Genomic DNA, 25,937 nt, shown 5'->3' with positions numbered 1-25,937 from the left:
AATGACGAATAAAGAACGCCTAGATATTCTATTAGTAAAACGAGGTTTTTTTGAATCTAGAGAAAAAGCAAAAGCCAGTATTATGGCGGGTCAAGTTTTAGTAAATGGTATGAAAGAAGTTAAGGCAGGAATGCAAGTAGATGAAAATGCCAATATAGAAGTAAAAGAAGTTATGAAATATGTAAGTCGTGGCGGTTTTAAATTGGAAAAAGCAATAGAGGTGTTTTCAATTAATCTTAAGAATAAGATTGCACTGGATGTTGGAGCATCTACTGGAGGATTTACAGATTGCATGCTTCAAAATGGAGCAAAAAAAGTATATGCTATTGATGTAGGATACGGCCAATTTGCATGGAAACTAAGGCAAGATGAAAGAGTTGTCTGCATGGAAAAGACCAATATCAGATATGTAACCAAAGACGACTTAGAAGAATTGGGGGATTTTGCATCCATAGATGTTTCATTTATATCTCTTACAAAAGTTTTGTCACCTGTCAAAAATTTATTAATCAATTCTGGTGAGATCGTATGTTTGATCAAACCTCAATTCGAAGCAGGAAGGGATAAAGTAGGAAAAAAAGGGGTAGTAAGAGACCCTAAAATTCATGAAGAAGTTATTTTAAATGTAATTCATTATGGAATGAAAGAAAATCTTTATTTAAAAGGACTTTCCTTTTCTCCCATAAAAGGACCTGAGGGAAATATTGAATATTTGGCACATTTTAGCAAACATAACATAGATGATCAGATTGAGAATGTTGAATTGCTGATCAATAAGACAGTTCAAGAAGCACATAATGAATTAAACTAAATGTGGTGATGAAATGAAAAGGATAGGCTTACTTCCTAATGTTGAGAAGGATATTGGCTTAGTTAATACTGCGATGATTCTTGACTGGCTCGAAAAAAAGAATTGTACGATCAATTTATTAGAAGTTCCTGCACAACTTCTCCAACGCTCTGATTTAGCCAAGAATGAAAATCAATTATATAGAGATTCTGACTTTATAGTCGTTCTGGGGGGAGATGGAACTTTCTTAGGCGCTGCAAGAAATGCAGCTCTTTATGATACTCCTATACTTGGAATTAATCTGGGGACTTTGGGATTTCTTGCAGAAGTAGAAAAAAGATCTTCTTTAGAAGCGTTGCAAAAAGTCTTAAATGGAGAATACAGCATTGAAAAAAGAATGATGCTAGAGGCCAGCGTCTACGACTGCCATAATGACGAGCGGAAATTTATTTGCTTAAATGATATCGGGATCACGAGAGGTTCTCTTTCAAGGATTATAGATTTAAAGATATTTATCAATGACAATTTTGTAGATGACTATCCAGCTGACGGAATTATTATCTCTACTCCCACAGGCTCCACTGGATATAATTTGTCTGCTGGAGGTCCAATACTTGATCCTAATACAAATATGATGGTAATTACTCCTATTTGCCCTCACAGCCTGTATGCTCGATCCATTGTTGTGTCCGATGGAGATATCATAAAGGTTCAGATTGGCGAAAATTTTGGCTGTGATGTCATTTTGACCATAGACGGACAAATGGGATATCACTTAAAAAGTAATGATATTGTAACCATTCAAAAATCTCAATATCAAACAAGTTTGATAAAAACCTCAAACTATAGTTTTTTCGATATATTACGAAAAAAAATAGTTGGAACTAGGAGTGAAAGATATGAAAGTGAAGCGTCAATCGAAAATTCTCGAATTGATTCGAAGCAATTCTATTGAGACGCAAGAGGAATTAGCTGAAAAATTAAAAGAAGCAGGTTATGAAGTCACTCAAGCAACCATTTCAAGAGATATACGTGAACTAAAACTTACTAAAGTGCCAACACCTCATGGAACTCAAAAGTATGCTGTTCTTACTCAAAATGAGCAGCAAATTTCGGATAAATTTATACGAGTTTTCAGAGATGGATTTGTGAGCATGGATCGGGCACAAAATATTCTTGTCATCAGAACTCTTACTGGAATGGCAATGGCAGTAGCTGCAGCTATGGATGCTTTTCATTATCAAGAAATTGTGGGCACCATTGCAGGAGATGATACCATTTTCTGTGCGGTAAGATCCGAAGATGAAACAATTAAATTAATGGAGAAGCTGAATCGTATCCTTAATTCGGACTAAGGAGGAATTTCATGCTCATACACATATATATAAAAAATATAGCTTTAATTGATGAAATAACATTGGATTTTGATGAATGTTTGAATATTTTGACTGGTGAAACAGGTGCGGGTAAGTCTATCTTAATCGATTCTATTAATTTTGCCTTAGGAGAAAGAACTTCTAAAGAAATGATCAGATCCGGAGAAAGCAATGCCCTTGTAGAACTTCTTTTCTTTTTAAGAAAAGATGAAGCGGTGGATTTACTAAAAGATATGGGAATTCATTTGGAAGAAGACAGATATTTACTTATATCAAGATCGATTAATCAAACGGGACGAAACATATGCCGTATCAATGGGCAGACAGTAACCCTTGGAATGTTACGTCAAGTTTCCAATTTGCTGATTGATGTTCATGGCCAGCATCAGCATCAATCCCTTTTGAATGTAGGAAAACATATCGAATTGCTGGATGAGTTTTGCAAAGATGTATTAAAAGACTATAAAAATCGTCTAAGTCAATATTATAAAGAATATAAAGCCATTGAAAAGCAAATGGAAAACTTGATCGTAGATGAAAAAGAAAAAGAGCGAAAAATTGATCTTTTAAAATTTCAGATTGATGAGATTTCAGATGCTAAATTAAAGAAAAATGAAGATGAGCTATTACAATCCCAGCTAAAGATACTGTATAATTCAGAAAAACTGACTAAGGGCATTGATCATGCTTATACTCTTTTATACGATAATGCATTTAAAGGCTCATCAGCGTATGATAACTTAGGAGAAGTGTCAAAAATCTTAAAAGATTTGTCAGGGATAGATTCAGAGTTATTGCCTGCATACGAAACTGCTGAAAACCTTCTTATTCAATTAGAAGACCTCTCAAGAGATATAAGAAACTATAGAGAAAAAATTGATCATAATCCTGAAGAACTGCAAGATGCAGAAAAGCGACTGGATTTAATTTATAATTTAAAAAGAAAATATGGAAATACTATTGATGAAATTCTTGAATATAAGGGAAAAATAGAAGAAGAATTAAATTTTATAATTAATAGCGATGAAAAGCGAAAGCAACTCCATAAAGAGTATTTGGAGTTAGAAAAGAAAATAACTGATCTATGTAAAAAGATATCTGATATACGAAAAGAAAAAGCGAAAATCATTGAAAACAGTATAGAAAAAGTGCTTCATGAGCTGGAAATGAAAGAAGCAAAGTTTTCTATTCATTTTTCACAAAAAGAACATTTTAATGATAATGGTTGGGATCAAGTGGAATTCATGATTTCTACCAATCCAGGAGAAGGCATAAAACCCCTTTCAAAAATTGCTTCCGGAGGAGAAATGTCTAGAATTATGCTTGCTCTAAAAAGTGTTTTGGCAGATATCGACGAAATAGATACATTGATTTTTGATGAAATAGATACCGGAATTAGTGGAAGAACAGCGCAAAAAGTAGCTGAAAAACTGGGTTTTATTTCCAGAAAGCATCAAGTTATTTGCATTACGCATTTACCTCAAATAGCGGCCATGGCGGATCAGCATTACAGAATTGAAAAGAAGGTAGAGAATGAAAAAACTATTTCTTCTGTTCAAGTTCTAGACAATCAGCAAATCATCACAGAACTTGCAAGGTTGACCAGTGGTGCGTCAATCACAGATATTACTTTAAAGAATGCTGAAGAAATGAAAAAAATGGCTGATGAACTTAAAGTCAATTTTGGATAAAATGACTTAGTTCACATTAGCCTTTTTTTGAAATTTTGTATTTTATAGATACGTGCAATTTTTGCACGTTTTTTTGTGTTTTGGTTTTTTTAATAGTTTTTGGCTGGTATAAGAACAATTTAAAAAGGTTAATTTATGCTTATAAACCATTATAAATAAATTAATCTTTTAAACTTAACTTATGCTGGCGAGGTGTGAACCTTGAAATTTGGGAAAAAAAAACATTGTAAATCGTTGAAAATAGGTATATTATTTATATTTCTTATTGCTTTTATAAGCCCATTTATTGCATCATTTTTATATATTCCTGAAGAAATTCAATTAGTGGCAGGAAGAGAACATGAATTTAAATTCAATGTACCTCTTCAGGCTAAAATAGTATCAGATCAGCAAGGTGTTCTAAAAGTAAATAATAGACCTATCGACCAAAAGGATATCGATATTAGTTTACAGGAGCCTTTTTCTATTCAGTCCGATGAAAAAGGTACTTTAGATGTAAAACTGAAACTTCTGGGAGTTCTTCCTCTTAAAACCGTTAAAGTGGACGTCATTTCTCCTATGGAAGTTGTTCCATGTGGAATGACAGTGGGAGTGAATGTAGCTACTGATGGTATTATGGTTTTGGGAACCGGAAATGTAAATGGAATTGATGGAAAAGTATATGAACCAAGTAAAGGTGTATTGGAATCAGGAGATTTAATTTTAGAAGTTAATGGGAAGCCCTTAGAAAATAAAGAGCAGCTCATTGATTTTATAGAAAACAGTAATAATAAGAAATTGAAAATGAAAGTAAAAAGAGAAGATGAAATCATTGAAGCCAGTATTCAGCCTATTAAAAGCCAAGAAGATAAACGATTTAAAATCGGTGCTTGGGTTAGGGATCAAACCCAGGGTATTGGAACAATAACTTATTATAATCCCAATTCAAATTCCTTCGGAGCTTTAGGCCATGGTATAACTGATATCGATACAAAAAAGCTTATGCCTATTAAAAGTGGTAAAATTATGAAAGCAGAAATTACTTCTATAAAAAAAGGTCAAAAAGGCATTCCAGGAGAGCTCACAGGAGCTATTTATGATACAGAAGAATCAAGAATTGGAAGTGTTGAGCTCAATACAACACAAGGCATTTTTGGGAAAATTGATCCGCATAAAAGTGATATGCTTCCAAATGAAACGGTTCCTATTGGTCTTCAGCATGAAATTCATGAAGGAAAAGCAGTTATTCGTTCCAATATTTCGGGGAATAAAATTGAAGAGTTTGATATATATATTCAAAAAATTTCAAAATTTAATCAAGATGCTTCAAAAGGTATGATTGTAAAAATCACAGATCCTCGCTTACTTGACAAAACCAATGGTATTGTTCAAGGTATGAGTGGTAGTCCTATTTTACAAGACGGCAAATTAATAGGCGCTATTACCCATGTTTTTGTCCAAGATCCTACTAAAGGCTATGGTATTTTTATTGAAAGTATGCTTAAAAAGGAAGATTTAATGGAATAAAATTGAATAATATACTCTATTTTATTTGTGAGCATATTTTTGTGAATAATCAATCTTGATTTTATTCTGTCAATTCATTATAATAGGAATGAACTGTATATTGTCCAGAGAAGGGCTATGAGTTAGAGGCTAAAGTCTTTACAATAAAAAAGGGGGGATTTGTTTGAATAGTAAAATACAAATTGTGTTAGCAGATGATAATAAAGACTTTTGTGATATTTTAGAAGAATATTTAAACAAACAAAGTGACATGGAAGTTATTGGGATCGCTACGAATGGTTTAGAGGCATGTGACATTATTTTAGAGAAAAAACCAGATGTTGCTATTTTAGATGTAATCATGCCTCACTTGGATGGAATAGGTGTATTGGAGAAATTGAATTCTATTTCTATGTCCAAAAGACCCTTGTATATAATGCTTTCAGCAGTTGGACAGGATAAAATTACTGAAAAGGCATTAAATTTAGGTGCTGAATATTATATTATAAAACCTTTTGATATGGAAACTCTTATTACTCGCATACGCCAGTTAAAGGGACACCATGAAATTATAAAAAATAAATCCATCAGTGTAAACTCCAATAAAGGCTCTTATGCTCCTTCTGCTCATAGCTTAGAAACTGAAGTAACTAATGTAATTCATGAAATTGGGATTCCTGCGCATATTAAAGGGTATCAATATCTCAGAGATGCAATTATAATGGCTATTAATGATATGGATATTTTGAATTCAATAACAAAGCAATTATATCCATCTATTGCTAAGAATTATAATACTACTCCCAGCAGAGTAGAAAGGGCGATCCGTCATGCCATCGAAGTGGCTTGGAGCAGGGGGAAAATGGATACAATTGATAAGCTTTTTGGATATACGATCAATAATGGAAAAGGTAAACCTACGAATAGTGAATTTATCGCGTTGATTGCTGATCGCTTGCGATTAGAATTGCAAGTAGGATAATACATAAAAAAAGCTTTCCTGTTTTTAAACTTTATATTTAAAAGCAGGAAAGCTTTTTTTATTTGTTATATTTATTTTAAAATCACCCATACTAAATAAAGACGAGAAAAAAAGTGGGTGAGTAAATGAGTATTGTAGGTGTTGCGAAAATAGATTACAAAACAAAAAACTTAATTCAGAGAATTACGCCCAATGATATCGCAATTATTGATCATGAAGATTTAGATTATGCCTGTGCGTATAGTTTAGCTTCCAAAAGGGTAAAAGCTGTTATTAATATGTCAAATTTCATATCAGGGAGATATCCCAATCGGGGACCTAAGTTACTTCTGGATGCAAAAATTCCTATCTATGAAAATACAGATCATAATATTTTTAAATATATTAAAGAAAATGATGAAATTATCATTAAAAAAAATGTATTAGTCAAAAATGAAGTAAAGATACAATTAAAACCATTTACAAAAAGTCAATGTGACATATATCAACGATTATCTCAAAAAAACATACAGAATCAAATGAGTTCTTTTATAGATAATACATTAGAGTACATGAAGAAGGAAAAAAATCAATTATTTTTACCACGAAAGACTCCAAAACTTAATGTGAAAATATGTAATAGACCTGTACTCATTGTTATTAGAGGACATCATTATATGGACGATTTAGTCAAACTTAAAAATTTTATCAGTAAAAGTCATCCGGTTTTGATCGGAGTAGATGGTGGGGCAGATGGCTTTGCAGAAATCAACTGTATACCGGATATTGTCTTTGGAGATATGGATAGTGTATCTGATGATACGCTAAGAAAAGTTAAAAATATTGTTGTTCATGGGTATTGGGATGGTATATGTCCGGGAGAAGAACGTCTAAAGCAACTTGATCTTGAGTATGAAAAGTATTTTTGCTTTGGAACCAGTGAAGATGCGGCTATATTGATGACATATTTTATGGGTGCATCATTTATCGTAACTGTAGGCAGTCATAACAATATTATAGACTTCCTGGAGAAAAACAGAAAAGGAATGTCCAGCACTATTTTAACAAGAATGTTAGTAGGTTCTAAATTAATCGATGCAAAGGGTTTTTTCAGACTATGTTAGAAAGAGGGGAAAGGATTGCACAAAAAGGTATCTGTGATTATACCAGCTTATAATGAGGAGGAAAGAATCCAGGCAACCCTCAAAGGACTTATTGAGTCTAAAATGGAAATAATTGGAGAAATTATAGTGGTTGATGATGGCTCAAAGGATCAAACAAGAGAAAAAGTAATGGATGTTCAATCAGAACGTGTTATATGTATTTCTTTGCCTCAGAATTCTGGAAAAGGAGCTGCTATAAGAAAAGGCTTGGAAATTGCTAAGTATCCGATTATAGCCTTTTTAGACGGAGATATAGGATATACTTCAAAGGAAGTTATGAAATTGATTGAACCTGTGTATTATGATGAAGCGGATGTCACAATAGCCCTCTTCCCAGATCCTAAAATAAAAGGTGGATTTGGTATAGTCAAGAAGGTTGCTCAAACTGGAGTAAAACTTTTGACAGGGAAAAGTATTCAAAATCCTATTTGCGGCCAAAGGGTATTTGCTAGGAGTGTCCTTTCCAACATTGAAATACCGGATCGCTTTGGTGTGGAAATAGGAATGACAATTGATCTGTTAAATCAAAATTTACAAATAAAAGAAATTCCTGTATTGATGGAACATAGAGAGACCAGAAGAGACCTTCAGGGATTCATTCACAGAGGAAAAGAATTAATAGACATTGTCTGTGTTTTAGCAAAAAAATATTATAAATACAAAACTGTAATGGATCGATGGTGACATATGATACTTTATGTATTAGGAGGTATTATAGCTTTTTTTGTTTCAATTTTATGGAAATCTTTTGTAATTGAATTTTTAAATAATCATGATATAAAAGTGGTTAATTATAATAAAAAAGAAATACCTATAGGAATAGGGATATTGCTGTTATTATCTTCAGTTGTTTCATCTTCTTTTATTGTTTTTTTTACGGATCAACCAATGATGTATTATGTGTATTTATTTGGATTATCATTTATTGGTTTTGCAGGTATCCTTGATGATTTGGTGGAAGAAGACAAAATTAAAGGTTTAAAAGGCCATTTGTCCAAAATGTATCAAGGAGAATTGACATCCGGTGGACTAAAAGCGATTATTGGAGGATTAACTGCTTTATATGTGTCTTTTTCCTTTTCAATAAGCCTAATGGATTTATTGCTTAATACACTGATCATCTTGTTTTTTATAAATACTATGAATTTATTTGATGTCAGGCCGGGACGAGCATTGAAAATATTTATAATCATAAGTATTTTGATTTGGATATTTTCAAAAGCACCGGACAGATTTCTGACACTTATATTGATTGGAAGCATATTGACTATTATAAAAGGAGATTTAAGAGAAGAATATATGCTGGGAGACGTAGGCGCAAACATATTGGGGTATACTCTTGGATTTACAAGTGCCATTTCATTCAATATGAATTATAAAATTCCAATTATTGTTTTGCTTATTATTCTTCATATTATTTCAGAAATGACATCCATTAGTTTACTTATTAACAAGAATGTTGTGCTTAAATATATTGATGAAATTGGTCGTTTAAAAGAATAACCACAATTCAGAGGGTACTGCCCTTGGAATTGTGGTTTATGTTTTTATAAGTTTATTCTTTTGCAGTGAGATTTTTAATTTTTAGCTTATCAGGAGTAATATAAATCGTATTGTAATGATCGTAAATTACCATTCCTGGTTTAGCGCCATTAGGTTTTTTAACATTTTTTTTGAGTGTATAGTCCACGGGTACATTGCTTGAAGTTTTAGCTTTGCTATAGAATGCAGCAAGATTTGCAGCTTCTAAAATGGTAGTATGAGGAACTTCTTTATTTTGAGTTTTTATAATTACATGGGAGCCAGGAATATCTTTTGTATGAAACCATAAATCTGACGGAGAAGCAAAACGAAGAGTCAACTCGTCATTTTGACGATTGTTCTTTCCTACATAAATATCAAAGCCGTCACTGGAATAAAAATGCAGAGGTTTGGATTTGACTTGATTCTTTGACTGCTTTGGATTTCTCATTTTTATGTACCCTTGTTCTTTCAATTCATAGCGTATATCGTTAATGTCACTTTCATCAGTACTGGACTCTGTAGCAGTTAATAAGGATTCTAAATATTGAATCTCTTCTTCTGTTTGCTTAAGTTGCTCTATAAGCGCCAAATGGGTACGCTTAGCTTTATTATATTGCTTAAAATAGAGTTGAGCATTTTCTGATGGAGTAAGCATAGGATCTAATGGAATCGTAACAAGGGGTTGTTCCTCTTCATAAAAATTAATTGTCTCAAAAGAATTCATTCCTTTTGAAATGGCATAAATATTTGCAGTAATTAATTCGCCATAAACCCGAAGATATTCTCTGTCGGAAACTTCCTTTAACTTTTGAAGCTGTAAATCTTTTTTCTTATAACATCTTTCCAGATTATTTTGAATGATTTTATGAATATCATTGGATTTTTGCTTAATTCTTGATAAATTATCTTTTTCGGCATAATATAGTTCGATTACTTCTGATATGGAATCAAATGATTGCTTTTTGTAATCAAGAAATTGAGTCATTTCTATAGACGAAAAATCTACAGGTTCATTGGTATTCGGATGAAGAATGATTTGAGGCGTAAAAGAATTATTTTTGATCAGACTAAATAAATGTTGCATCACATTGGATAAAGCATTTCTATTTTCATCCGTTAATTCTTCTAAGTAAAGCGAGGGATCAAGATGAGCCCTGTAACATATTTCAGATGCCACAACAGGACTGATTCCCGAAAAAGACTTATAAATGGCTTGCTGAAGCTTTGTTCCGTTCGTACCCTTTAAAAATTTCCCGAAATCATTGTCGGGCACCAATAAAGGATTCAATTTATCTTGAGAAGGGGGCCTGACGTAAATTCTTCCGGGCAATACTTCTCTTACGGAACTTTTATCTTTGGATACATGGATGATGCTATCGAGTATACGGTTATCACTGTCAGTTAAGATAATATTGCTGTGTCGCCCCATGATTTCAATAATAAGTTTTTTGATACATAAATCTCCCATTTCGTTTAAAGATTCTATATGAAATTCTACGATCCTTTCAAAATCAGGCTGAATCACATCAACGATTTTTCCTCCGGATAAATGTTTTCTAAGGAGCATGCAAAACATTGGAGGAGACTCGGGATTTTTCTTATTATGATTTGTAATATGAAGTCTTGGATGATTACTATGGGAAGTAAGCAATAAACGATAAGAGCTCCCTTTTCCTCTTGTATGTAAAACAATTTCATCGGATTCCGGCTGATAGATTTTATCAATTCTTCCTCCTAATAAAAGCTTTTTTAATTCATAAACGATATTAGAAATAACTATTCCGTCCAGTGCCATCAATCTATTCCTCCTTTGAATATCACAGATAGTATATCATTAAATATTTTACTTTAAAAGGAGGATTATTCTATTAAAGTTCACTTTATTGACTTACATAAAATCGTGCGATATAATACAAAAATATAGAAAGGAAAGTTTTTTAGAAATGAGTTGAAAATAATGATTCGTAGTATGACAGGATATGGTTTAGGAGAGGCTGTTTTAAACGGGAAAAAATTTACTGTTGAAATACGTTCGGTTAATCATCGTTACAGTGATATTAATATTCGTATACCTAGAACCATGAATTATTTAGAAGAAAATGTAAAGAATTTTCTAAAGGATAGAATATCCAGAGGAAAAATTGATGTTTTTATTTCTTTTGAAAGTACTTCGGGCGATGATTATGAAATATCGTTAAATGAATCTTTGGCAGAAGCTTACGTTAAAGCTTTAAAGAAAATAAAAGAAAATAATGATGTTATTGACGATATTTCTGTATCTCTGATCTCAAAATTTCCCGATGTAATAACAATAAATAAAAAAGAAGATGATAAGGACTTTTTATGGGGCTTATTAGAAAAGTCCTTAATTGAAGCTTTTAATGCTTTTATTTTAATGCGTGAAAAAGAAGGCAGTAAACTTCAAAAGGATCTTCTGGAAAAAAGCTTAAAATTGGAAGAACACTTATCCGTTATAAAAGAGAGAAGTCCTTATTTGGTACAAGAATATAAAATCAAATTAGAAAAAAGACTTCAGGAAATTCTTCCCAATCATTCTCTGGATGAGAATAGAATTGCAGTAGAAGTTGCGCTATTTGCAGACAAATGTAGTATAGATGAAGAAATTGTTCGTTTAGAAAGTCATATTTCTCAGTTTAGAGATATAATAACTACTGAAGATGTGGTAGGCAGAAAATTAGATTTTCTGGCTCAGGAAATGAATCGTGAGGTTAATACTATAGGGTCTAAAGCCAATGATCTTCAAATTACACATTCAGTTGTGGAGCTAAAAAGTGAAATTGAGAAAATACGGGAACAGATTCAAAATCTTGAATAAGCCAAACTAAGGAGGAATATGATGGGCATAAAACTGATTAATATTGGGTTTGGAAACATTGTTTCTGCAAATAGGTTAGTAGCTATTGTTAGCCCTGAGTCAGCGCCTATTAAGCGTGTAATACAAGAAGCCAGAGACAGAGGAATGCTTATTGATGCTACATATGGCAGAAGAACCAGGGCAGTAATTATTACAGACAGTGACCATATTATTTTGTCTGCTGTACAACCTGAAACAGTAGCTCATAGATTATCATTTAAAGAACAAGATAGCTTACAAGATGAAATCGATGAATAATAAAGGGGATTAGAAATGAATAATAATAAGGGGATTGTTGTAATTATTTCTGGGCCTTCAGGATCAGGAAAGGGCACCATTGTAAAAGAAATGATTAAATATGACAAATATGCTTTATCGATCTCAGTAACTACTCGTTCCCCAAGAGTAGGAGAAGAAGATGGCGTTCATTATTTTTTCAAGTCTAAACAGGAATTTGAAGAAATGATACATAAGGGAGAGTTAATTGAGTGGGCAGAATTTTGCGAGAACTACTATGGTACGCCAAAATCTTATGTTGAAAAAATGTTGAGAGAAGGAAAGGATGTAATATTGGAGATCGAAGTGCAGGGGGCTCTAAAAGTAAAGGAATCGAATCCTGAGGCTGTTTTGATTTTTATAGTTCCACCCAGTTTAACTGAATTAAAAAATAGACTCGTGGGTCGTGGTACAGAGAAGGAAGAAATTATTGAAAAGCGTCTTAAAAGAGCTTTGGAAGAATTAGATATGATTGAGAAATATGACTATTTGGTAGTCAATGATTCAATAAAGGATGCAGCAGAAAAGATTCATACTATTGTAGAGGCGGAACATTTGAAAGCAAATAGAAATTTAGATTTAATAGAGAAAATTAAAATGGAGGGATTTTAATGCTTTACCCATCTTATATCCAGTTAAGGGAAAAAATAAAACAGAACAGTTCTGATGAATATAAACCCAGCCGTTATTCCATCGTTATTGCAGCTGCTAAAAGAGCTCGACAAATTGTTGATGGTGATAAAGTTTTAGTGAATACAAAGGTGAATAAGCCTGTTTCAATTGCTGTTGAAGAATTGTATCAAGGAAAAGTTACTATTAAAACTAAAACGAATCAAGTTGATCTTTCAGCAAATATTGAAAACCAAAACGAAATGGTTAATACTAATAATGTAATTGACAATGACCAATATAGTGATTATGAGCAATAATATACCTGAAATCGCCCCAAAGGGCGATTTTATTCTTAAGAATTGTCTTTACTCCAATGACAAATGCGCAAGGAGAGATCAATATGAGTAAAAAAACAGTTATCCTGGGCGTCACAGGTGGAATTGCTGCTTATAAATCTTGCGAGATCGTCAGTCGTCTAATCAAACAGGATATAAATGTTCAGGTTGTAATGACTAAATCAGCTCAAGAGTTTGTTAGACCTTTAGTATTTCAGTCTCTGTCAAATCAGCCGGTGATAACGGATATGTTTGAGAAGCCTTCTAGCTGGGATATTGAACATATTTCTTTGGCTCAAAAAGCAGACTTATTTTTAATAGCCCCTGCAACAGCAAATATTATTGGTAAAGTGGCCAACGGCATAGCGGACGATATGCTTTCAACCACCATTATGGCTACAAAAGCGCCTGTAGTGTTTGCTCCTGCTATGAATACAGCTATGTATCTCAATAAGATTGTTCAAAAAAATATAAGAACTTTAAAGGAATTAGGATACTATTTCATCAATCCTTCAGAAGGAAGGCTGGCTTGTGGAGATGTAGGAATAGGAAAATTGGCAGATGTTGATGTAATTATTGAAGAAGTTCAGCAAATTCTTAATTCAAGACAGATGGATTATAAAGGAAAAAATCTGATTGTTACAGCGGGACCAACTCGAGAATCCATTGATCCTGTAAGGTATATCAGCAATCATAGTACTGGAAAAATGGGGTATGCCATCGCAGAAGCAGCTATAAAAAGAGGTGCAAATGTGACTTTAATTACCGGGCCAACTCATTTGACACCGCCACCAAGTTGTAATGTTATACATGTTACAACGACAGAGGAAATGTATCATAAAGTACTGGAATACTTTGACTCTTGTGATATTGTAATCAAAGCTGCTGCACCCAGTGATTATAGACCTAAAACAGTGCAGCCTACTAAGATTAAAAAAAGCGATAAAGCAATGACAATTGAATTTGTTTCTAACCCGGATATATTAAAAGAACTTGGCAAGAAAAAGAAACATCAGATTTTAGTAGGATTTGCGGCAGAAAGTGATCATGAGTTGAAATATGGAAAAGAAAAATTAGAAAAAAAGAATCTGGATATGATTTGCATTAATAATATACTCAAAGATCATGTTGGTTTTGGACATGATACCAATCAAATTGAAATTGTAAAAAAATCTGGTGAGCAAAGGATGCTTCCTCTGATGACTAAAATTGAGTTAGCGCATAAAATTTTAGATGAAGTATTGGATTTACAAAAACACCCATAAGGGTGTTTTTGTTAAAGTAAAGGGTGAAAAAATGATTGCAGAAGTGATCATAGGAATTTCTCATGAAAGCCTGGATAAAATATTTCATTACATCATTCCTGAAACTATGGAAAATGAAATTGAGATAGGCATAAGAGTTTTGGTTCCTTTTGGAAAGGGTAATAAAAAAGTTGAAGGTTTCGTAATTGGACTATGCAATACAACATCCATTGATTCTAATAAATTGAAAGAAATTTATTCCATAGTAGATCAAGTACCATTTTTTGATGAACATTTACTCGAGTTGGCAAAGTGGATGAAAGAGTACTATGGCTGCAGGATGATTGACTGCCTCCGTACTATAATGCCTTCCAGCATGAAAATCAAAAGTGAATATTTTATAAGAATAGCTCCTCAGTTGAGAGAAACTGGTTTGTTGGATTTTAAAAGAAGAAGTAAAGAAGAAACAGAAATCCTTTCTTTTTTAATGAGCCGGCAAAAATATATTCTCTTAGAAGATGTTTATGATATATTTGGAAAAGAATCAAGCAAATATATCAAAAAACTCTCTAAAGAAGGAATTATTGAGATACAAGAAGAAGATAAGATTAAGGAATTGAGTTATACGATTAAATATATTTCTATTAATAAAGATTTGGATTTAGAAGAGTTAGAAGATATTGTAGAGCTCTATCAAAGTAAGAAAAACTATCATGCACAAGCAAGAATATTATCCATGCTGATGATCAATGATTGGATACCGGTAAATGAACTCAAAAAAGCTCTTCAAGTCTCAAATTCTTCAATACTGTCTTTAGCGAATAAAAACATTGTTCAAATTGAGGAAGTAGAAATTCATAAAGATCCATATAGTCATATGGATTTTAAATCAGCAAAGCCTCTTCTTCCTACTCAAGAACAGAAAAATGTGATACAATATATCATAAGTAAATTGGATCATTCAAAAGGAGATTCAATTCTCATTCATGGAATCACAGGAAGCGGAAAAACAGAAATATATCTTCAATTGATAGAAGAAGTGATCAAAAGAGGCGGACAGTCCATTGTACTTGTCCCGGAGATATCATTGACTCCTCAAACGGTTGAAAGATTTAAAGGACGTTTTGGAGACCAGGTTGCTGTTACTCACAGTAAACTTTCTTTAAGGGAAAGATATGACCAGTGGAAAAAGGCAAAAGAAGGCAAAGTATCAGTTATGATCGGGCCAAGATCGGCTGTATTTACTCCTTTTACATCATTAAAACTTATTATATTGGATGAGGAACATGAAAATACCTATAAATCAGAAATATCTCCCAAATTTCATGCCCGGGATGTTGCAAGAAAAAGATGCGAAATGGTTGGAGGCGTATGTGTGGTAGCTTCTGCAACGCCATCTTTGGAGTCATATTTTGAATGTGAACAGGGAAAGATGGAACTCTTAACTTTAAGTCATCGTGCAAATGAAAGTAAACTTCCGTCAGTAGAGATCATCGATATGAGGAAAGAACTGGAATTAGGCAACAGATCTATTTTTAGTGTTGCTTTAAAGGAAGAAATTGAAAAAAACCTTAAAAATAAAGAACAGACTATACTATTTTTAAATAGAAGAGGTTTTTCAAATTTTGTTTCCTGCAGAAAATGTGGATATGTATTGAAATGCAAGAATTGTAGCATTTCATACACCTACCATGCATATAATCGCTCTATTCAATGCCATTATTGTGGAGATAAACTGAAGGTTCCATCTATATGTCCCCAGTGTGGTTCATCCCATATACGATATTTTGGTGTGGGAACGGAAAGAGTAGAGAGTGAGGTAAAAAAACACTTTCCTGATGCCAGGGTGTTAAGGATGGACTTAGACACAGCAAAAGGTAAATATGGATATGAAAAAATATTGGATCAGTTTAAATCTCATAAGGCAGATATCTTGATCGGAACACAAATGATTGCGAAGGGACATGATTTTCCCAATGTGACGTTGGTTGGAATCCTGGCTGCAGATTTAACTCTCCATCTTCAGGATTTTCGTTCTGCAGAAAGAACTTTTCAGCTTATTACACAAGTAAGCGGAAGAGCCGGGAGAGGAGAACTTCCCGGAAGAGTACTGGTTCAAACCTATGATCCTAGTCATTACAGCATTGAAACAGCAAAAGATCATGATTATATGTCCTTTTATCAAAAGGAGATAGAGTTAAGAAAGCAACTTAATTATCCTCCTTTTACACATATTTTTTTGATCCTTATAACCGGTACTAACGAAAAACTTGTTATTTCCAGTGCTTATAAGCTTATGGAAATTATGAAATACTTGAATAAGAAGGATAAATTTGAGTTGTTCGGACCTGTCCCTGCAATTTTATCCAAGATAAAAAATAAATACCGCTGGAGAATTATTGTAAAATGTGATGACAGAGATCTTCTAATGAAATATAGTTTTTACTGCATCAGCAAATTTAGAAGTATTTTAAATACCCAAGAAATACAGATTCAATCAGACATAGATCCATTGATGATGTATTAAATTGAAACTGAAAAGAAGAAAATTATTATGATAGAATAAGGAGGAAATGTAATGGCGTTAAGACAAATTAGAAAAGATGGGGACGAAATTTTAAGGAAAAAATCTAAAGAAGTAAAAGAAATTACCCCATCAATATTAACTTTATTAGACGATATGGCAGAAACAATGTATCATGCAGAAGGCGTAGGGCTTGCAGCACCTCAGGTAGGTGTTTTAAAAAGAATAGTTGTTATAGATGTAGGAGACGGAATCATTGAATTGATTAATCCGGAAATTATCGAAGAAGAAGGAGAGCAAATTGGTGCAGAAGGATGCTTAAGCATTCCAGGTTTATCAGGAGAGGTTAAACGTCCCCAAAGAGTAAAAGTAAAAGCTTTAAACAGACATGGCGAAGAAATTATTCTGGAAGGCGAAGGTCTTCTTGCAGTAGCTTTTTGCCATGAAATAGATCATTTAAACGGAGTATTGTTTACTGATAAAGTGATTCGCTATGTGAATGAATAGCAAAAAGGAGGAAAAAAATGAAAGTTGTTTTTATGGGAACACCAGATTTTGCTGTTCCTTGTCTGCAAAAACTAATTGATGAAAAATATTATATCGCTGCTGTAGTAACTCAGCCTGACAGACCCAAAGGAAGAGGGAAAAAGATGGTTGCTCCTCCAGTAAAGGAGTTAGCAGAAAAATATAATATTCCGGTATTTCAGCCAGAAAAAGTAAGAAGTCCTGAATTTATTGAAGTTCTCCGATCTATCGCACCGGATTTGATTGTTGTCATCGCCTTTGGGCAAATTCTTCCGAAAGAGATTTTAGACATCCCAACATACGGTTGCATAAATGTTCATGGTTCTTTACTTCCTAAATATCGTGGAGCTGCACCTATTCAGTGGGCAATAATCAATGGAGAAAAGATTACCGGTGTAACGACGATGTTTATGGACGAAGGAATGGATACAGGAGATATGATTTTAAAGAAAGAAATTTTCATAGAACCTGAATATACGGCAGGAGATCTTCATAATATCATGGCCCCTGTCGGCGCAGAACTTTTAAAAGAAACATTGAATGAACTGATCAGAGGAAACATAAAGAGAGAAAAGCAAGATGAAAACGAAGCTACATATGCACCAATGCTGAAAAAAGAAAATGGATTAATTGATTGGTCCCAGCCTTCATATAAAATCGTTAATTTGATCAGAGGATTATCTCCTTGGCCCAGTGCTTACACATTTTATAAAGACCAGATGATTAAGATATGGAAAGCTGAGGTTTACGATAAAATTTATGAATTTAATGCCATAGGAGAAATTGTAGAAGTTATAAAGAATAAAGGTTTGATCGTTAAAACGGGAGATTCTAGTCTTCTTATTACTGAAATACAGGCGCCCAATGGCAAGCGAATGACAGTAGAAGAATATTTAAGAGGCCATGACATAGAACAAAATATTATTTTGGGGTCCCATTTCTAGGAGGTTTCTGTGGATATATGGGTAAAGCAATTTACTAAAATACTTGTGGCAACTACCATTTTTTTCTTAGGTATTTGCATTATTTTATTAACTGCTTATAAGCTTATTCCGATTTATTTTTATAAATTACTGTTTTCCTTATTAACTTTATTCTTTTTAATAATAGGCATCATTTTTATTTCAGCATCTATTTTTCTGATTGCAGTTTATAAAAGAGGGAAGGTATTTATATTTTCTCCCCAAATGTTGCTTTCTACTCTTAGATGGATGTATCCTCTGGCTTTAGCTATAGTAAACTTTTTTCATGCAAATAAAAGTATTGTTAATCAATTTTTTATTTATATGAATAATATTTGTGTTGATTCCATGAAGCTAAGAGGAACTTCTGAGGACATACTGATTTTAATACCTCATTGCGTTCAGAATTCACAATGCGGTATTAAAATTACATCTAATCTTTTAGCTTGTAAAGAATGCAACCAATGTAAAATAGTTGATTTAAAACACTTAAAAGAGCAATTCAATTGCAAAATAGCCATTGCTACGGGAGGGACTTTGGCGAGAAAAGCGGTAGTGGAAACGCATCCCAAATATGTTATCGCTGTTGCCTGTGAAAGAGATTTGGTGAATGGAATTCTTGATGTAAACACTATACCTATTTATGGTATTTTAAATCAGCTTCCCAATGGTCCATGTTTCAATACGACTATAAATGTGCAAGAGATTGAGGATGTTATAATAAGATATATTGATGTAAATAATAAGGAGTGATGACATGTTACCAGGAATGTATATCGAGCCTTCATATATTTTTCTTGTTGTCCCGGCTATATTATTGACCATGTATGCTCAATCAAAGGTTAATACTACGTTTAATAAATATTTGAGGGTTGCAAGCATAAGCGGTTATACCGGGGCAGAAGCAGCAAGAGCTATATTGCATTCTGCCGGAATTTATGACGTTCAAGTTGAGATGATTCCCGGACAATTAACGGACCATTATGATCCAAGAAGTAAAACCTTAAGATTATCAAGTACCGTATATAATAGTCATAGTATTGCTGCTATAGGCGTAGCAGCCCATGAAGTAGGTCATGCCATTCAGCATAATAAGGGATATATGTTTTTAACCATAAGAAATACCATTGTTCCTGTTGTCAATATCGGTTCCCAAATGGCGATGCCTTTAATTGTGTTAGGGCTTATTTTTTCTTCATTCCTAGTCAATTTAGGAATACTTTTATTTTCGGGAATTGTTCTTTTCCAATTAATAACTTTACCGGTTGAATTTAATGCTTCAAGAAGAGCAATAAGCATATTAGAAAATGAAGGATTTTTAGCAGCTAATGAAATTGGTCCTGCGAAAAAAGTACTTAGCGCAGCAGCTCTTACCTATGTTGCATCAGCAGCTGTTGCCATAGCGAACTTATTGCATCTTATAACCGTATTTGGTGGACGAAGAGATGATTAAAGCTTTTAAAAAGGCGTTACTTAGTAACGCCTTTTTAAAAAGTTTAAGTCTCTTTATTGAAGAAATATTAAAAGAACATTTTAAATAAAGGAAGGAATTAAATGACAAAATTAAACCCCAGAGAAATTGCTGTAAAGATCCTATGTGAAATCAATGACGATCAGGCATATAGCAATTTTTCTCTCCAAGAACATTTTTCTCAGTATACTCATTTAAATACATTGGATAAAGCCTTTATTACAGAAATGGTCAATGGAACGGTTAGACATATGAGTCACATTGATTATGTGATCAACCAGTTTTCCATTACAAAAACAAATAAAATGAAGCCTTTGATTTTAAGCATTCTCCGAGTGGGAGTTTATCAGATTTTATTTATGTCAAAAGTGCCAGTTTCAGCTGCCTGTAACGAAGCAGTAAAAATTGCAAAAAAAAGAGGATTAGGCGGGTTATCTGGTTTTGTTAACGGCGTTTTAAGGACTATAGCAAGAAATATGAATAATATTTCTTACCCTGATCGAAGCAAAAATCCCATAGAATATATATGTGTAAAATATTCTTACCCCAAATGGATTATAAGGTACTGGCTGGAATATTATTCTATTGATTTTATTGAAGAATTATGCAGTGCCTCCAATAAAAATCCCCAAATTACTGTCCGATGTAATCTTTTACGGACCAATAAAGATACATTGATGGAGTTATTGGCAAAAGAGAATGTTAAGGTATCCCCTGGTGTTTTCTTACCGGAAGCTATTCATATTTCGCAGACTTCTGCAATTAATGATTTGGCTTCATTTAATCAGGGATTATTTCAAGTACAGGATGAAAGTTCCATGTTAGTTGGACATATTCTTGATCCAAAGCCGGGAGAAAAGATTCTTGATGTGTGTGCAGCACCTGGAGGCAAAGCGACCCATTGCGGAGAATTAATGAATAATCAGGGACAAATTTTTGCCAGGGACATTCATGAACATAAATTGACTTTAATAAGAAATTCTGCTAAAAGACTGGGTATTGAGATCATTACAACAGAACTTTATGATGCAACAATTTTGGATAAGGAAAAAGTATGCCAAATGGACAGAGTGATGATAGATGCTCCGTGCTCAGGACTTGGTATTATTCGCAAAAAGCCGGATATAAAGTGGAAAAAGTCCAGTAAGGATATTGATGAATTGGTTAGTATTCAAAGAAAAATATTATCTGTGTGTTCACAATATGTTAAACCTGGAGGCGTTTTAATATATAGTACATGCACTATTTCAGAAAAGGAAAACTTAGAAAATATCAACTGGTTTATCCAAAACTTTGATTTTGATTTGGATACTGTTGAACCCTATATTCCTGAAACGCTTTATTGTGATACATCCAAAAAGGGGTATATTCAATTGTTTCCGAATGTTCACAACTGCGATGGCTTTTTTATTGCCCGATTGAAGCGAAAGAGGTAAAGAAAATGAAAAGTAGAGATCTTTTATCATTAAGAATAGATGAGTTATCAAACATAATGGAAGAATTCGATGAAAAAAGTTTTCGTGCCGTTCAAATCTTTCAATGGATTCATCAAAAAAATGTTGACCAAATTGATGAAATGATGAATCTTCCAAAAGATTTGAGAGAAAAATTAAAAAGAAATTTTGAATGGAACAAACTTAAGCTGGAACAGAAAGCAGTTTCAAATATTGATAAAACGACAAAATACTTGTTTGCATTAAAAGATAATAATATAATAGAGAGTGTTTTGATGCATTATACCTATGGTAATACAGCCTGTATTTCATCACAAGTAGGGTGCAGAATGGGCTGTGCTTTTTGTGCTTCAACTTTAGATGGACTCATTCGAAATTTAACAGCCGGCGAAATGTTAGAGCAAATTTATCAAATTCAAAAAGACAGTAATGAAAAGGTATCAAACATAGTAATCATGGGCAGCGGAGAACCACTGGATAATTTAGATAATATTCTCTTGTTTATCGAATTAATCAATCATCCAAAGGGACAAAACATAGGACAAAGACATATTACGTTATCTACTTGTGGTTTGGTTGATAAAATGTATGAACTGGCCAGTAAAAAGCTTCAGATTACATTGGCAGTCTCACTCCATGCTCCAAATGATACTATTCGAGAAAAAATGATGCCGATTGCAAAGAAATATTCTATTGAAGAGATTCTTGAAGCATGCCATCACTATATCGAAATGACCAACAGAAGAATTACCTTTGAATATGCACTGATAGATCATGTGAATGATAGAATAGAGCATGCCCGGGAATTAGGTGAAAGATTAAAAGGAATGCTTTGTCATGTTAACTTGATACCTATGAATCCGGTTAAAGAGTCGAGTCTTAAAGAAAGCACATCAAGTTCAGTAAAGGATTTTCAGGATACATTGCAGTCTTATGGCATTCAAACTACCGTTCGAAGAAAACTTGGCAGTGATATTGATGCTGCTTGTGGTCAGCTTAGAAGGAGATATTTGGAGAAGAAATGAGGTGAGAAGGTATGATTTCTGCCGGAAGGTGTGATAAAGGAAAACATAGAGAAAATAATGAAGATGCCATATTTATTTATGACAGTCAATTTGGTTGCCTTCCGAACCTTTATATCGTTGCAGATGGAATGGGAGGACATCGGGCAGGTGAATATGCCAGTTCTTTAGCAATTCAGAGTTTTTGTGATTACGTCCATGAGCATAGAAACGATGTAATATCCAATGACAATATTCAAGAATTTTTGACAAATGCTATTGCACATACTAATAATATAGTATTTGAGAAGGCTATGCAAAATGAACTTTATAAAGGTATGGGAACAACTTTTCTTGTAGCTGTTTTGATGGAGGACATCATACATGTTGCCCATGTTGGGGATAGCAGGCTTTATATTATTGGTAAAGACGAAATACATCAGCTTACATTAGATCACTCTTTTGTTGAGGAAATGGTCCGTAAGGGCACGATTTCCGAAGAAGAAGCTCTTAATCATCCTAAGCGACATGCGATTACTCGAGCTGTTGGTACAAATCCCACTGTGGATGTTGATGTATATACATCAAAAATCGAAGAAGAAAGTATTATTCTTATGTGTTCAGATGGTTTATCCAACATGTTAAATAATGAAGAAATTATACATATTGTTAAAATTAAAGATAATTTGGATGAAATTGCGCAGACTTTAGTGGATAAAGCCAATGAAAACGGAGGACTAGATAACATTTCCGTCATTATTATTAGGGGGACGAAAGGAAGGTGAAGCAATGCTACAACGTGGTACAATATTGAGCAATCGATACGAAATCATCGAAAAAATCGGAGCTGGCGGTATGTCCATCGTCTATAAAGCAAAATGTAATAAACTCCATCGATATGTAGCAATAAAAGTATTAAGAGAGGAATTTGCTTCTGATGAAGAATTTGTTTCTCGTTTTAGAGTGGAAGCACAATCGGCTGCCAGTTTATCTCATCCTAATATCGTAAGTATTTATGATGTTGGATATGAAGATCATATTCATTATATTGTAATGGAATACATTCATGGTAAAACTTTAAAGCAAATTATTGAGGAAGAAGCACCTTTTACGTCAGAAAGAGTTCTTAGTGTGGCAATGGATATCGCATCAGCGTTACAACATGCCCATAAAAAAAATATTATCCATAGAGATATAAAACCACAAAACATATTGATTACAGATGAAGGGGTATTAAAAGTTGCAGATTTTGGTATTGCCAGAGCGGTAGACTCATCAACAGTTGTTACCACAGGAAATGCAATTGGTTCTGTACATTATTTTTCACCGGAACAAGCCAGAGGTGGTTATATAGATAAGACAAGTGATATTTACTCTTTAGGGATTGTCATGTATGAAATGGGGACCAAAATGCTTCCCTTCGAAGGAGAAAGTCCTGTTACGGTTGCCCTAAAACATATAAATGAAGATATTCCCTCACCAAGAAGTTATAACACTGAGTTATCTACAAGTCTCGAAGATATTATTATAAAAGCTACCCAAAAGAAGCCTGAAAACAGATACAGGAATATTGATGAAATGATTAAAGACATGGAACAATCTTTACAACATCCTAACGGTAGTTTTGTAAAAATACCTGATATAGAAAATTCACCGACTATTCAAATGTCTGAACAAGATATGAAATTGCTAAGAGGCGATAAGAAAAATAGTATTAATGAAAATAAGGAAGAAGTGGATAAGAAGGAACAAGTTCCTGAAGAAAAAGATCCCAGAGAAAAATGGGTTACAGCAGGAGCTGTTTTTACAGCTTTTATTCTTATTTTTGTTATAAGTGCAATAGGCATTAAATTTATTCAAAGTTATTTAGAACCGAAAGTGGTTGCAGTGCCTTCTCTTGTTAATCTGGATATTGAAGAGGCTAAAGCACTATTGGAAGAAAAAGAATTGATTCTGAAAGTAAGCGATGAAGCTTATCATGACGAGATTCCTGAAGGAAAAATCATCATGCAGGATCCGGAAGAAGGTACGATTATCAATTTAAACTCAGAAGTTGAAGTAGTAGTCAGCAAAGGTGTACAAACCGTTGAAGTACCTGATGTAGAAAATAGAGATTATGCTTATGCGAAAAGTATGTTAGAAGATTTAGGTCTGTATATAAGAAGAGATGCTCAATATAATGATTCAGTAGATGAAAATATTGTGATCTCTCAAGAGCCAAAAGCAGGCACTATGCTGAAAGCTGGTGAAATGGTTATATTAACTGTGAGTTTAGGACCTGAAATAAAAACAGTCATTGTTCCTAATCTTCTCAATTTAACTGAACAAGCTGCAAAGAATCAATTAATAAATTCAGGACTTGGCATTGGACAGATTACATATATACCTCACAGTGATGTTGCAAAGGGATATGTAGTGAGTCAAAGCATACAAGCTGGAGAAACCGTAAAAGAAGGTTATAAAGTTGGTTTCGTTGTCAGTGAAGGAAAAGAAGAACAGCAAGAACCATCAGAAAGTCAACATCCAAATGAATCTCCATCAACTGGGCCAGTGGAAAAACATATTACCATATTGGCTCCCCTTGATTCGAATACTGATACATTCCACGTTAGAGTAAGATTAAATGGAGAAAATAATTTTATTTATGAGCAAACTCATTCAATTTCGGATTTTCCTTTAGATATTGCTGTAACCGGTGAAGGGACAGGGTATATTGAGGTATATATGAATGATGATATATATTATAGAGAATCCATTGATTTTGAGTAATATGAAGGAGGTAATATGATCACTGGAACTATTGTTAAAGGGATTGCCGGATTTTACTATGTTAAAGCAGAAGACAAAATATATGAATGTAAGGCAAGGGGTAAATTTAGAAATACTAACATTACTCCTTACATAGGTGATATCGTAAAAATTATTCCTGATGAGAGTCAGTTGACTGGAAGTATTATTGAAATATTACCAAGAAAAAATCTCTTAATTCGTCCGCCAGTTGCAAATATAGATCAAGCGATTATTGTTTTTGCTGCAAAAAGTCCGGATCCCAATCTCCAACTTTTAGACAGATTCTTAGTATTGATTGAAGAGCAAAATTTAGATATCTGTATATGTATCAATAAAATCGATTTAGATATTGAAAAAGATTATGAAGAGATTAAGTCTGTATATGAAAGAGCAGGTTACAAAGTCATTTTAACAAGTACGGTTTCAAATATAGGAATTGAAGAATTAAAAAGAGAATTAATGAGTAAAACCTCTGTTTTTGCAGGTCCTTCCGGAGTAGGTAAGTCATCATTATTAAATAAAGTAGATGCCAACTTAAAACTGAAAACAGGAGATATTAGCCAAAAAGTAAAGAGAGGGAAACACACGACACGTCATGTAGAACTCCTTGCTTTAAGCGAGGGAGGTTTTGTTTTAGACACACCGGGTTTTAGCTCTCTTTCCCTAGAGCATATTTCTCCTGATGTACTTCAAAAGTATTTTAAAGAATTTAATTTATACAGGGATTACTGCAAATTTTCTGAATGCAGTCATATTCACGAGCCTCAATGTATGATTAAGCAAAAGCTAAATGAAGGTATGATTGATCAAGGAAGATACGAGCGCTATAGATTCATTTATAACGAACTTGAATCAGCAAAGCAAAGGAGATGGTAAGA

The 25,937-nt window shown here is 33.4% G+C and carries 25 protein-coding genes; 24 read left to right on the top strand and 1 reads right to left on the bottom strand.

Features of this window, described 5'->3' with window-relative positions; translation table 11 throughout:
• Position 1: 1 nt before the first annotated feature.
• The 9 genes from JOD07_RS06300 to JOD07_RS06260 all read left to right on the top strand — a co-directional run bounded on the left by JOD07_RS06300 (position 2) and on the right by JOD07_RS06260 (position 8,969).
• Positions 2–811, top strand: a complete 810-nt coding sequence (locus JOD07_RS06300; RefSeq protein ID WP_204612908.1) for a TlyA family RNA methyltransferase — start codon at positions 2–4, stop codon at positions 809–811.
• A gap of 13 nt (positions 812–824) precedes the next feature.
• Positions 825–1,745 (top strand): NAD(+)/NADH kinase, encoded by a 921-nt coding sequence (locus JOD07_RS06295; RefSeq protein ID WP_204612906.1) that lies wholly within the window; start codon positions 825–827, stop codon positions 1,743–1,745.
• Complete coding sequence (locus JOD07_RS06290) at positions 1,690–2,145, top strand: arginine repressor (protein ID WP_158739130.1); 456 nt, start codon at positions 1,690–1,692, stop codon at positions 2,143–2,145. Before JOD07_RS06295 ends, JOD07_RS06290 begins: the two co-directional genes overlap by 56 nt.
• An 11-nt stretch (positions 2,146–2,156) precedes the next feature.
• Positions 2,157–3,857 carry a DNA repair protein RecN gene (gene recN, locus JOD07_RS06285; RefSeq protein WP_158739129.1) on the top strand — a complete coding sequence of 567 codons (1,701 nt, stop codon included), beginning with the start codon at positions 2,157–2,159 and terminating at the stop codon, positions 3,855–3,857.
• Between the two features lie 201 nt (positions 3,858–4,058).
• Positions 4,059–5,363 carry a SpoIVB peptidase gene (spoIVB, locus tag JOD07_RS06280; protein WP_204612904.1) on the top strand — a complete coding sequence of 435 codons (1,305 nt, stop codon included), beginning with the start codon at positions 4,059–4,061 and terminating at the stop codon, positions 5,361–5,363.
• Positions 5,364–5,526: 163 nt separating this feature from the next.
• A complete protein-coding gene (spo0A, locus tag JOD07_RS06275) occupies positions 5,527–6,324 on the top strand; it encodes a sporulation transcription factor Spo0A (RefSeq protein ID WP_158739127.1) in 798 nt (265 codons plus the stop codon).
• Positions 6,325–6,449: 125 nt separating this feature from the next.
• Entirely contained in the window at positions 6,450–7,427 is a 978-nt protein-coding gene (gene steA / locus JOD07_RS06270) for a putative cytokinetic ring protein SteA (RefSeq protein WP_158739126.1), read from the top strand.
• Between the two features lie 15 nt (positions 7,428–7,442).
• On the top strand, positions 7,443–8,150 hold the full coding sequence (locus tag JOD07_RS06265; protein ID WP_158739125.1) for a glycosyltransferase family 2 protein: 708 nt from the start codon (positions 7,443–7,445) through the stop codon (positions 8,148–8,150).
• A 3-nt stretch (positions 8,151–8,153) separates the two neighbouring features.
• Positions 8,154–8,969: a phospho-N-acetylmuramoyl-pentapeptide-transferase gene (locus JOD07_RS06260; RefSeq protein WP_158739124.1), complete on the top strand. Its 816-nt coding sequence runs from the start codon at positions 8,154–8,156 to the stop codon at positions 8,967–8,969.
• A gap of 52 nt (positions 8,970–9,021) precedes the next feature.
• Here the strand turns inward: JOD07_RS06260 and JOD07_RS06255 are convergent, their stop codons facing one another.
• On the bottom strand, positions 9,022–10,785 hold the full coding sequence (locus tag JOD07_RS06255; protein WP_204612902.1) for an Rqc2 family fibronectin-binding protein: 1,764 nt from the start codon (positions 10,783–10,785) through the stop codon (positions 9,022–9,024).
• A 162-nt stretch (positions 10,786–10,947) separates the two neighbouring features.
• Here JOD07_RS06255 and JOD07_RS06250 point away from each other — a divergent pair, with 162 nt between their 5' ends.
• The 15 genes from JOD07_RS06250 to rsgA all read left to right on the top strand — a co-directional run bounded on the left by JOD07_RS06250 (position 10,948) and on the right by rsgA (position 25,935).
• Complete coding sequence (locus JOD07_RS06250; RefSeq protein WP_204612899.1) at positions 10,948–11,826, top strand: YicC/YloC family endoribonuclease; 879 nt, start codon at positions 10,948–10,950, stop codon at positions 11,824–11,826.
• A 21-nt stretch (positions 11,827–11,847) separates the two neighbouring features.
• Positions 11,848–12,123 carry an extracellular matrix/biofilm regulator RemA gene (gene remA / locus JOD07_RS06245; protein ID WP_158739121.1) on the top strand — a complete coding sequence of 92 codons (276 nt, stop codon included), beginning with the start codon at positions 11,848–11,850 and terminating at the stop codon, positions 12,121–12,123.
• 15 nt (positions 12,124–12,138) lie between these two features.
• The gene (gmk, locus tag JOD07_RS06240; protein ID WP_204612875.1) at positions 12,139–12,753 is read left to right on the top strand and encodes a guanylate kinase; all 615 of its coding nucleotides are present in this window, start codon (positions 12,139–12,141) and stop codon (positions 12,751–12,753) included.
• A complete protein-coding gene (gene rpoZ / locus JOD07_RS06235; RefSeq protein ID WP_204612874.1) occupies positions 12,753–13,070 on the top strand; it encodes a DNA-directed RNA polymerase subunit omega in 318 nt (105 codons plus the stop codon). Before gmk ends, rpoZ begins: the two co-directional genes overlap by 1 nt.
• Before the next feature lie 83 nt (positions 13,071–13,153).
• Positions 13,154–14,353: a bifunctional phosphopantothenoylcysteine decarboxylase/phosphopantothenate--cysteine ligase CoaBC gene (gene coaBC, locus JOD07_RS06230; protein ID WP_204612872.1), complete on the top strand. Its 1,200-nt coding sequence runs from the start codon at positions 13,154–13,156 to the stop codon at positions 14,351–14,353.
• On the top strand, positions 14,322–16,859 hold the full coding sequence (gene priA, locus JOD07_RS06225; protein WP_204612870.1) for a primosomal protein N': 2,538 nt from the start codon (positions 14,322–14,324) through the stop codon (positions 16,857–16,859). Before coaBC ends, priA begins: the two co-directional genes overlap by 32 nt.
• Positions 16,860–16,910: 51 nt before the next feature.
• A complete protein-coding gene (gene def / locus JOD07_RS06220; protein WP_204612868.1) occupies positions 16,911–17,363 on the top strand; it encodes a peptide deformylase in 453 nt (150 codons plus the stop codon).
• A 17-nt stretch (positions 17,364–17,380) separates the two neighbouring features.
• Positions 17,381–18,325, top strand: coding sequence for a methionyl-tRNA formyltransferase (fmt, locus tag JOD07_RS06215; RefSeq protein ID WP_204612866.1), 945 nt, complete (start codon positions 17,381–17,383; stop codon positions 18,323–18,325).
• A 9-nt stretch (positions 18,326–18,334) separates the two neighbouring features.
• Positions 18,335–19,096 carry a DUF116 domain-containing protein gene (locus JOD07_RS06210; protein ID WP_158739115.1) on the top strand — a complete coding sequence of 254 codons (762 nt, stop codon included), beginning with the start codon at positions 18,335–18,337 and terminating at the stop codon, positions 19,094–19,096.
• A 4-nt stretch (positions 19,097–19,100) separates the two neighbouring features.
• Positions 19,101–19,796: a zinc metallopeptidase gene (locus tag JOD07_RS06205; protein WP_201800565.1), complete on the top strand. Its 696-nt coding sequence runs from the start codon at positions 19,101–19,103 to the stop codon at positions 19,794–19,796.
• A 101-nt stretch (positions 19,797–19,897) separates the two neighbouring features.
• Positions 19,898–21,250 carry a 16S rRNA (cytosine(967)-C(5))-methyltransferase RsmB gene (gene rsmB, locus JOD07_RS06200; protein WP_158739114.1) on the top strand — a complete coding sequence of 451 codons (1,353 nt, stop codon included), beginning with the start codon at positions 19,898–19,900 and terminating at the stop codon, positions 21,248–21,250.
• Between the two features lie 5 nt (positions 21,251–21,255).
• A complete protein-coding gene (gene rlmN / locus JOD07_RS06195) occupies positions 21,256–22,293 on the top strand; it encodes a dual-specificity RNA methyltransferase RlmN (RefSeq protein WP_158739113.1) in 1,038 nt (345 codons plus the stop codon).
• 11 nt (positions 22,294–22,304) lie between these two features.
• The gene (locus JOD07_RS06190; RefSeq protein WP_158739112.1) at positions 22,305–23,054 is read left to right on the top strand and encodes a Stp1/IreP family PP2C-type Ser/Thr phosphatase; all 750 of its coding nucleotides are present in this window, start codon (positions 22,305–22,307) and stop codon (positions 23,052–23,054) included.
• A gap of 4 nt (positions 23,055–23,058) precedes the next feature.
• Positions 23,059–25,038: a Stk1 family PASTA domain-containing Ser/Thr kinase gene (gene pknB / locus JOD07_RS06185; protein ID WP_158739111.1), complete on the top strand. Its 1,980-nt coding sequence runs from the start codon at positions 23,059–23,061 to the stop codon at positions 25,036–25,038.
• Positions 25,039–25,053: 15 nt separating this feature from the next.
• A complete protein-coding gene (gene rsgA / locus JOD07_RS06180; RefSeq protein ID WP_158739110.1) occupies positions 25,054–25,935 on the top strand; it encodes a ribosome small subunit-dependent GTPase A in 882 nt (293 codons plus the stop codon).
• Positions 25,936–25,937: the final 2 nt, after the last annotated feature.

The organism is Defluviitalea raffinosedens, assembly GCF_016908775.1.
Taxonomy (GTDB): Bacteria; Bacillota; Clostridia; order Lachnospirales; family Defluviitaleaceae; genus Defluviitalea; species Defluviitalea raffinosedens.
This window is presented reverse-complemented; position numbering and strand designations above follow the sequence as displayed.

What these genes read in the sequence shown, in the direction of transcription:
- JOD07_RS06300 (WP_204612908.1), top strand. Translation starts at nt 2, where the DNA reads ATGACGAATAAAGAACGCCTAGATATTCTATTAGTAAAACGAGGTTTT.
- JOD07_RS06295 (WP_204612906.1), top strand. Translation starts at nt 825, where the DNA reads ATGAAAAGGATAGGCTTACTTCCTAATGTTGAGAAGGATATTGGCTTA.
- JOD07_RS06290 (WP_158739130.1), top strand. Translation starts at nt 1,690, where the DNA reads ATGAAAGTGAAGCGTCAATCGAAAATTCTCGAATTGATTCGAAGCAAT.
- recN (WP_158739129.1), top strand. Translation starts at nt 2,157, where the DNA reads ATGCTCATACACATATATATAAAAAATATAGCTTTAATTGATGAAATA.
- steA (WP_158739126.1), top strand. Translation starts at nt 6,450, where the DNA reads ATGAGTATTGTAGGTGTTGCGAAAATAGATTACAAAACAAAAAACTTA.
- JOD07_RS06260 (WP_158739124.1), top strand. Translation starts at nt 8,154, where the DNA reads ATGATACTTTATGTATTAGGAGGTATTATAGCTTTTTTTGTTTCAATT.
- JOD07_RS06255 (WP_204612902.1), bottom strand. Translation starts at nt 10,785, where the DNA reads ATGGCACTGGACGGAATAGTTATTTCTAATATCGTTTATGAATTAAAA.
- JOD07_RS06250 (WP_204612899.1), top strand. Translation starts at nt 10,948, where the DNA reads ATGATTCGTAGTATGACAGGATATGGTTTAGGAGAGGCTGTTTTAAAC.
- remA (WP_158739121.1), top strand. Translation starts at nt 11,848, where the DNA reads ATGGGCATAAAACTGATTAATATTGGGTTTGGAAACATTGTTTCTGCA.
- gmk (WP_204612875.1), top strand. Translation starts at nt 12,139, where the DNA reads ATGAATAATAATAAGGGGATTGTTGTAATTATTTCTGGGCCTTCAGGA.
- rpoZ (WP_204612874.1), top strand. Translation starts at nt 12,753, where the DNA reads ATGCTTTACCCATCTTATATCCAGTTAAGGGAAAAAATAAAACAGAAC.
- coaBC (WP_204612872.1), top strand. Translation starts at nt 13,154, where the DNA reads ATGAGTAAAAAAACAGTTATCCTGGGCGTCACAGGTGGAATTGCTGCT.
- priA (WP_204612870.1), top strand. Translation starts at nt 14,322, where the DNA reads ATGAAGTATTGGATTTACAAAAACACCCATAAGGGTGTTTTTGTTAAA.
- def (WP_204612868.1), top strand. Translation starts at nt 16,911, where the DNA reads ATGGCGTTAAGACAAATTAGAAAAGATGGGGACGAAATTTTAAGGAAA.
- fmt (WP_204612866.1), top strand. Translation starts at nt 17,381, where the DNA reads ATGAAAGTTGTTTTTATGGGAACACCAGATTTTGCTGTTCCTTGTCTG.
- JOD07_RS06205 (WP_201800565.1), top strand. Translation starts at nt 19,101, where the DNA reads ATGTTACCAGGAATGTATATCGAGCCTTCATATATTTTTCTTGTTGTC.
- rsmB (WP_158739114.1), top strand. Translation starts at nt 19,898, where the DNA reads ATGACAAAATTAAACCCCAGAGAAATTGCTGTAAAGATCCTATGTGAA.
- rlmN (WP_158739113.1), top strand. Translation starts at nt 21,256, where the DNA reads ATGAAAAGTAGAGATCTTTTATCATTAAGAATAGATGAGTTATCAAAC.
- JOD07_RS06190 (WP_158739112.1), top strand. Translation starts at nt 22,305, where the DNA reads ATGATTTCTGCCGGAAGGTGTGATAAAGGAAAACATAGAGAAAATAAT.
- pknB (WP_158739111.1), top strand. Translation starts at nt 23,059, where the DNA reads ATGCTACAACGTGGTACAATATTGAGCAATCGATACGAAATCATCGAA.
- rsgA (WP_158739110.1), top strand. Translation starts at nt 25,054, where the DNA reads ATGATCACTGGAACTATTGTTAAAGGGATTGCCGGATTTTACTATGTT.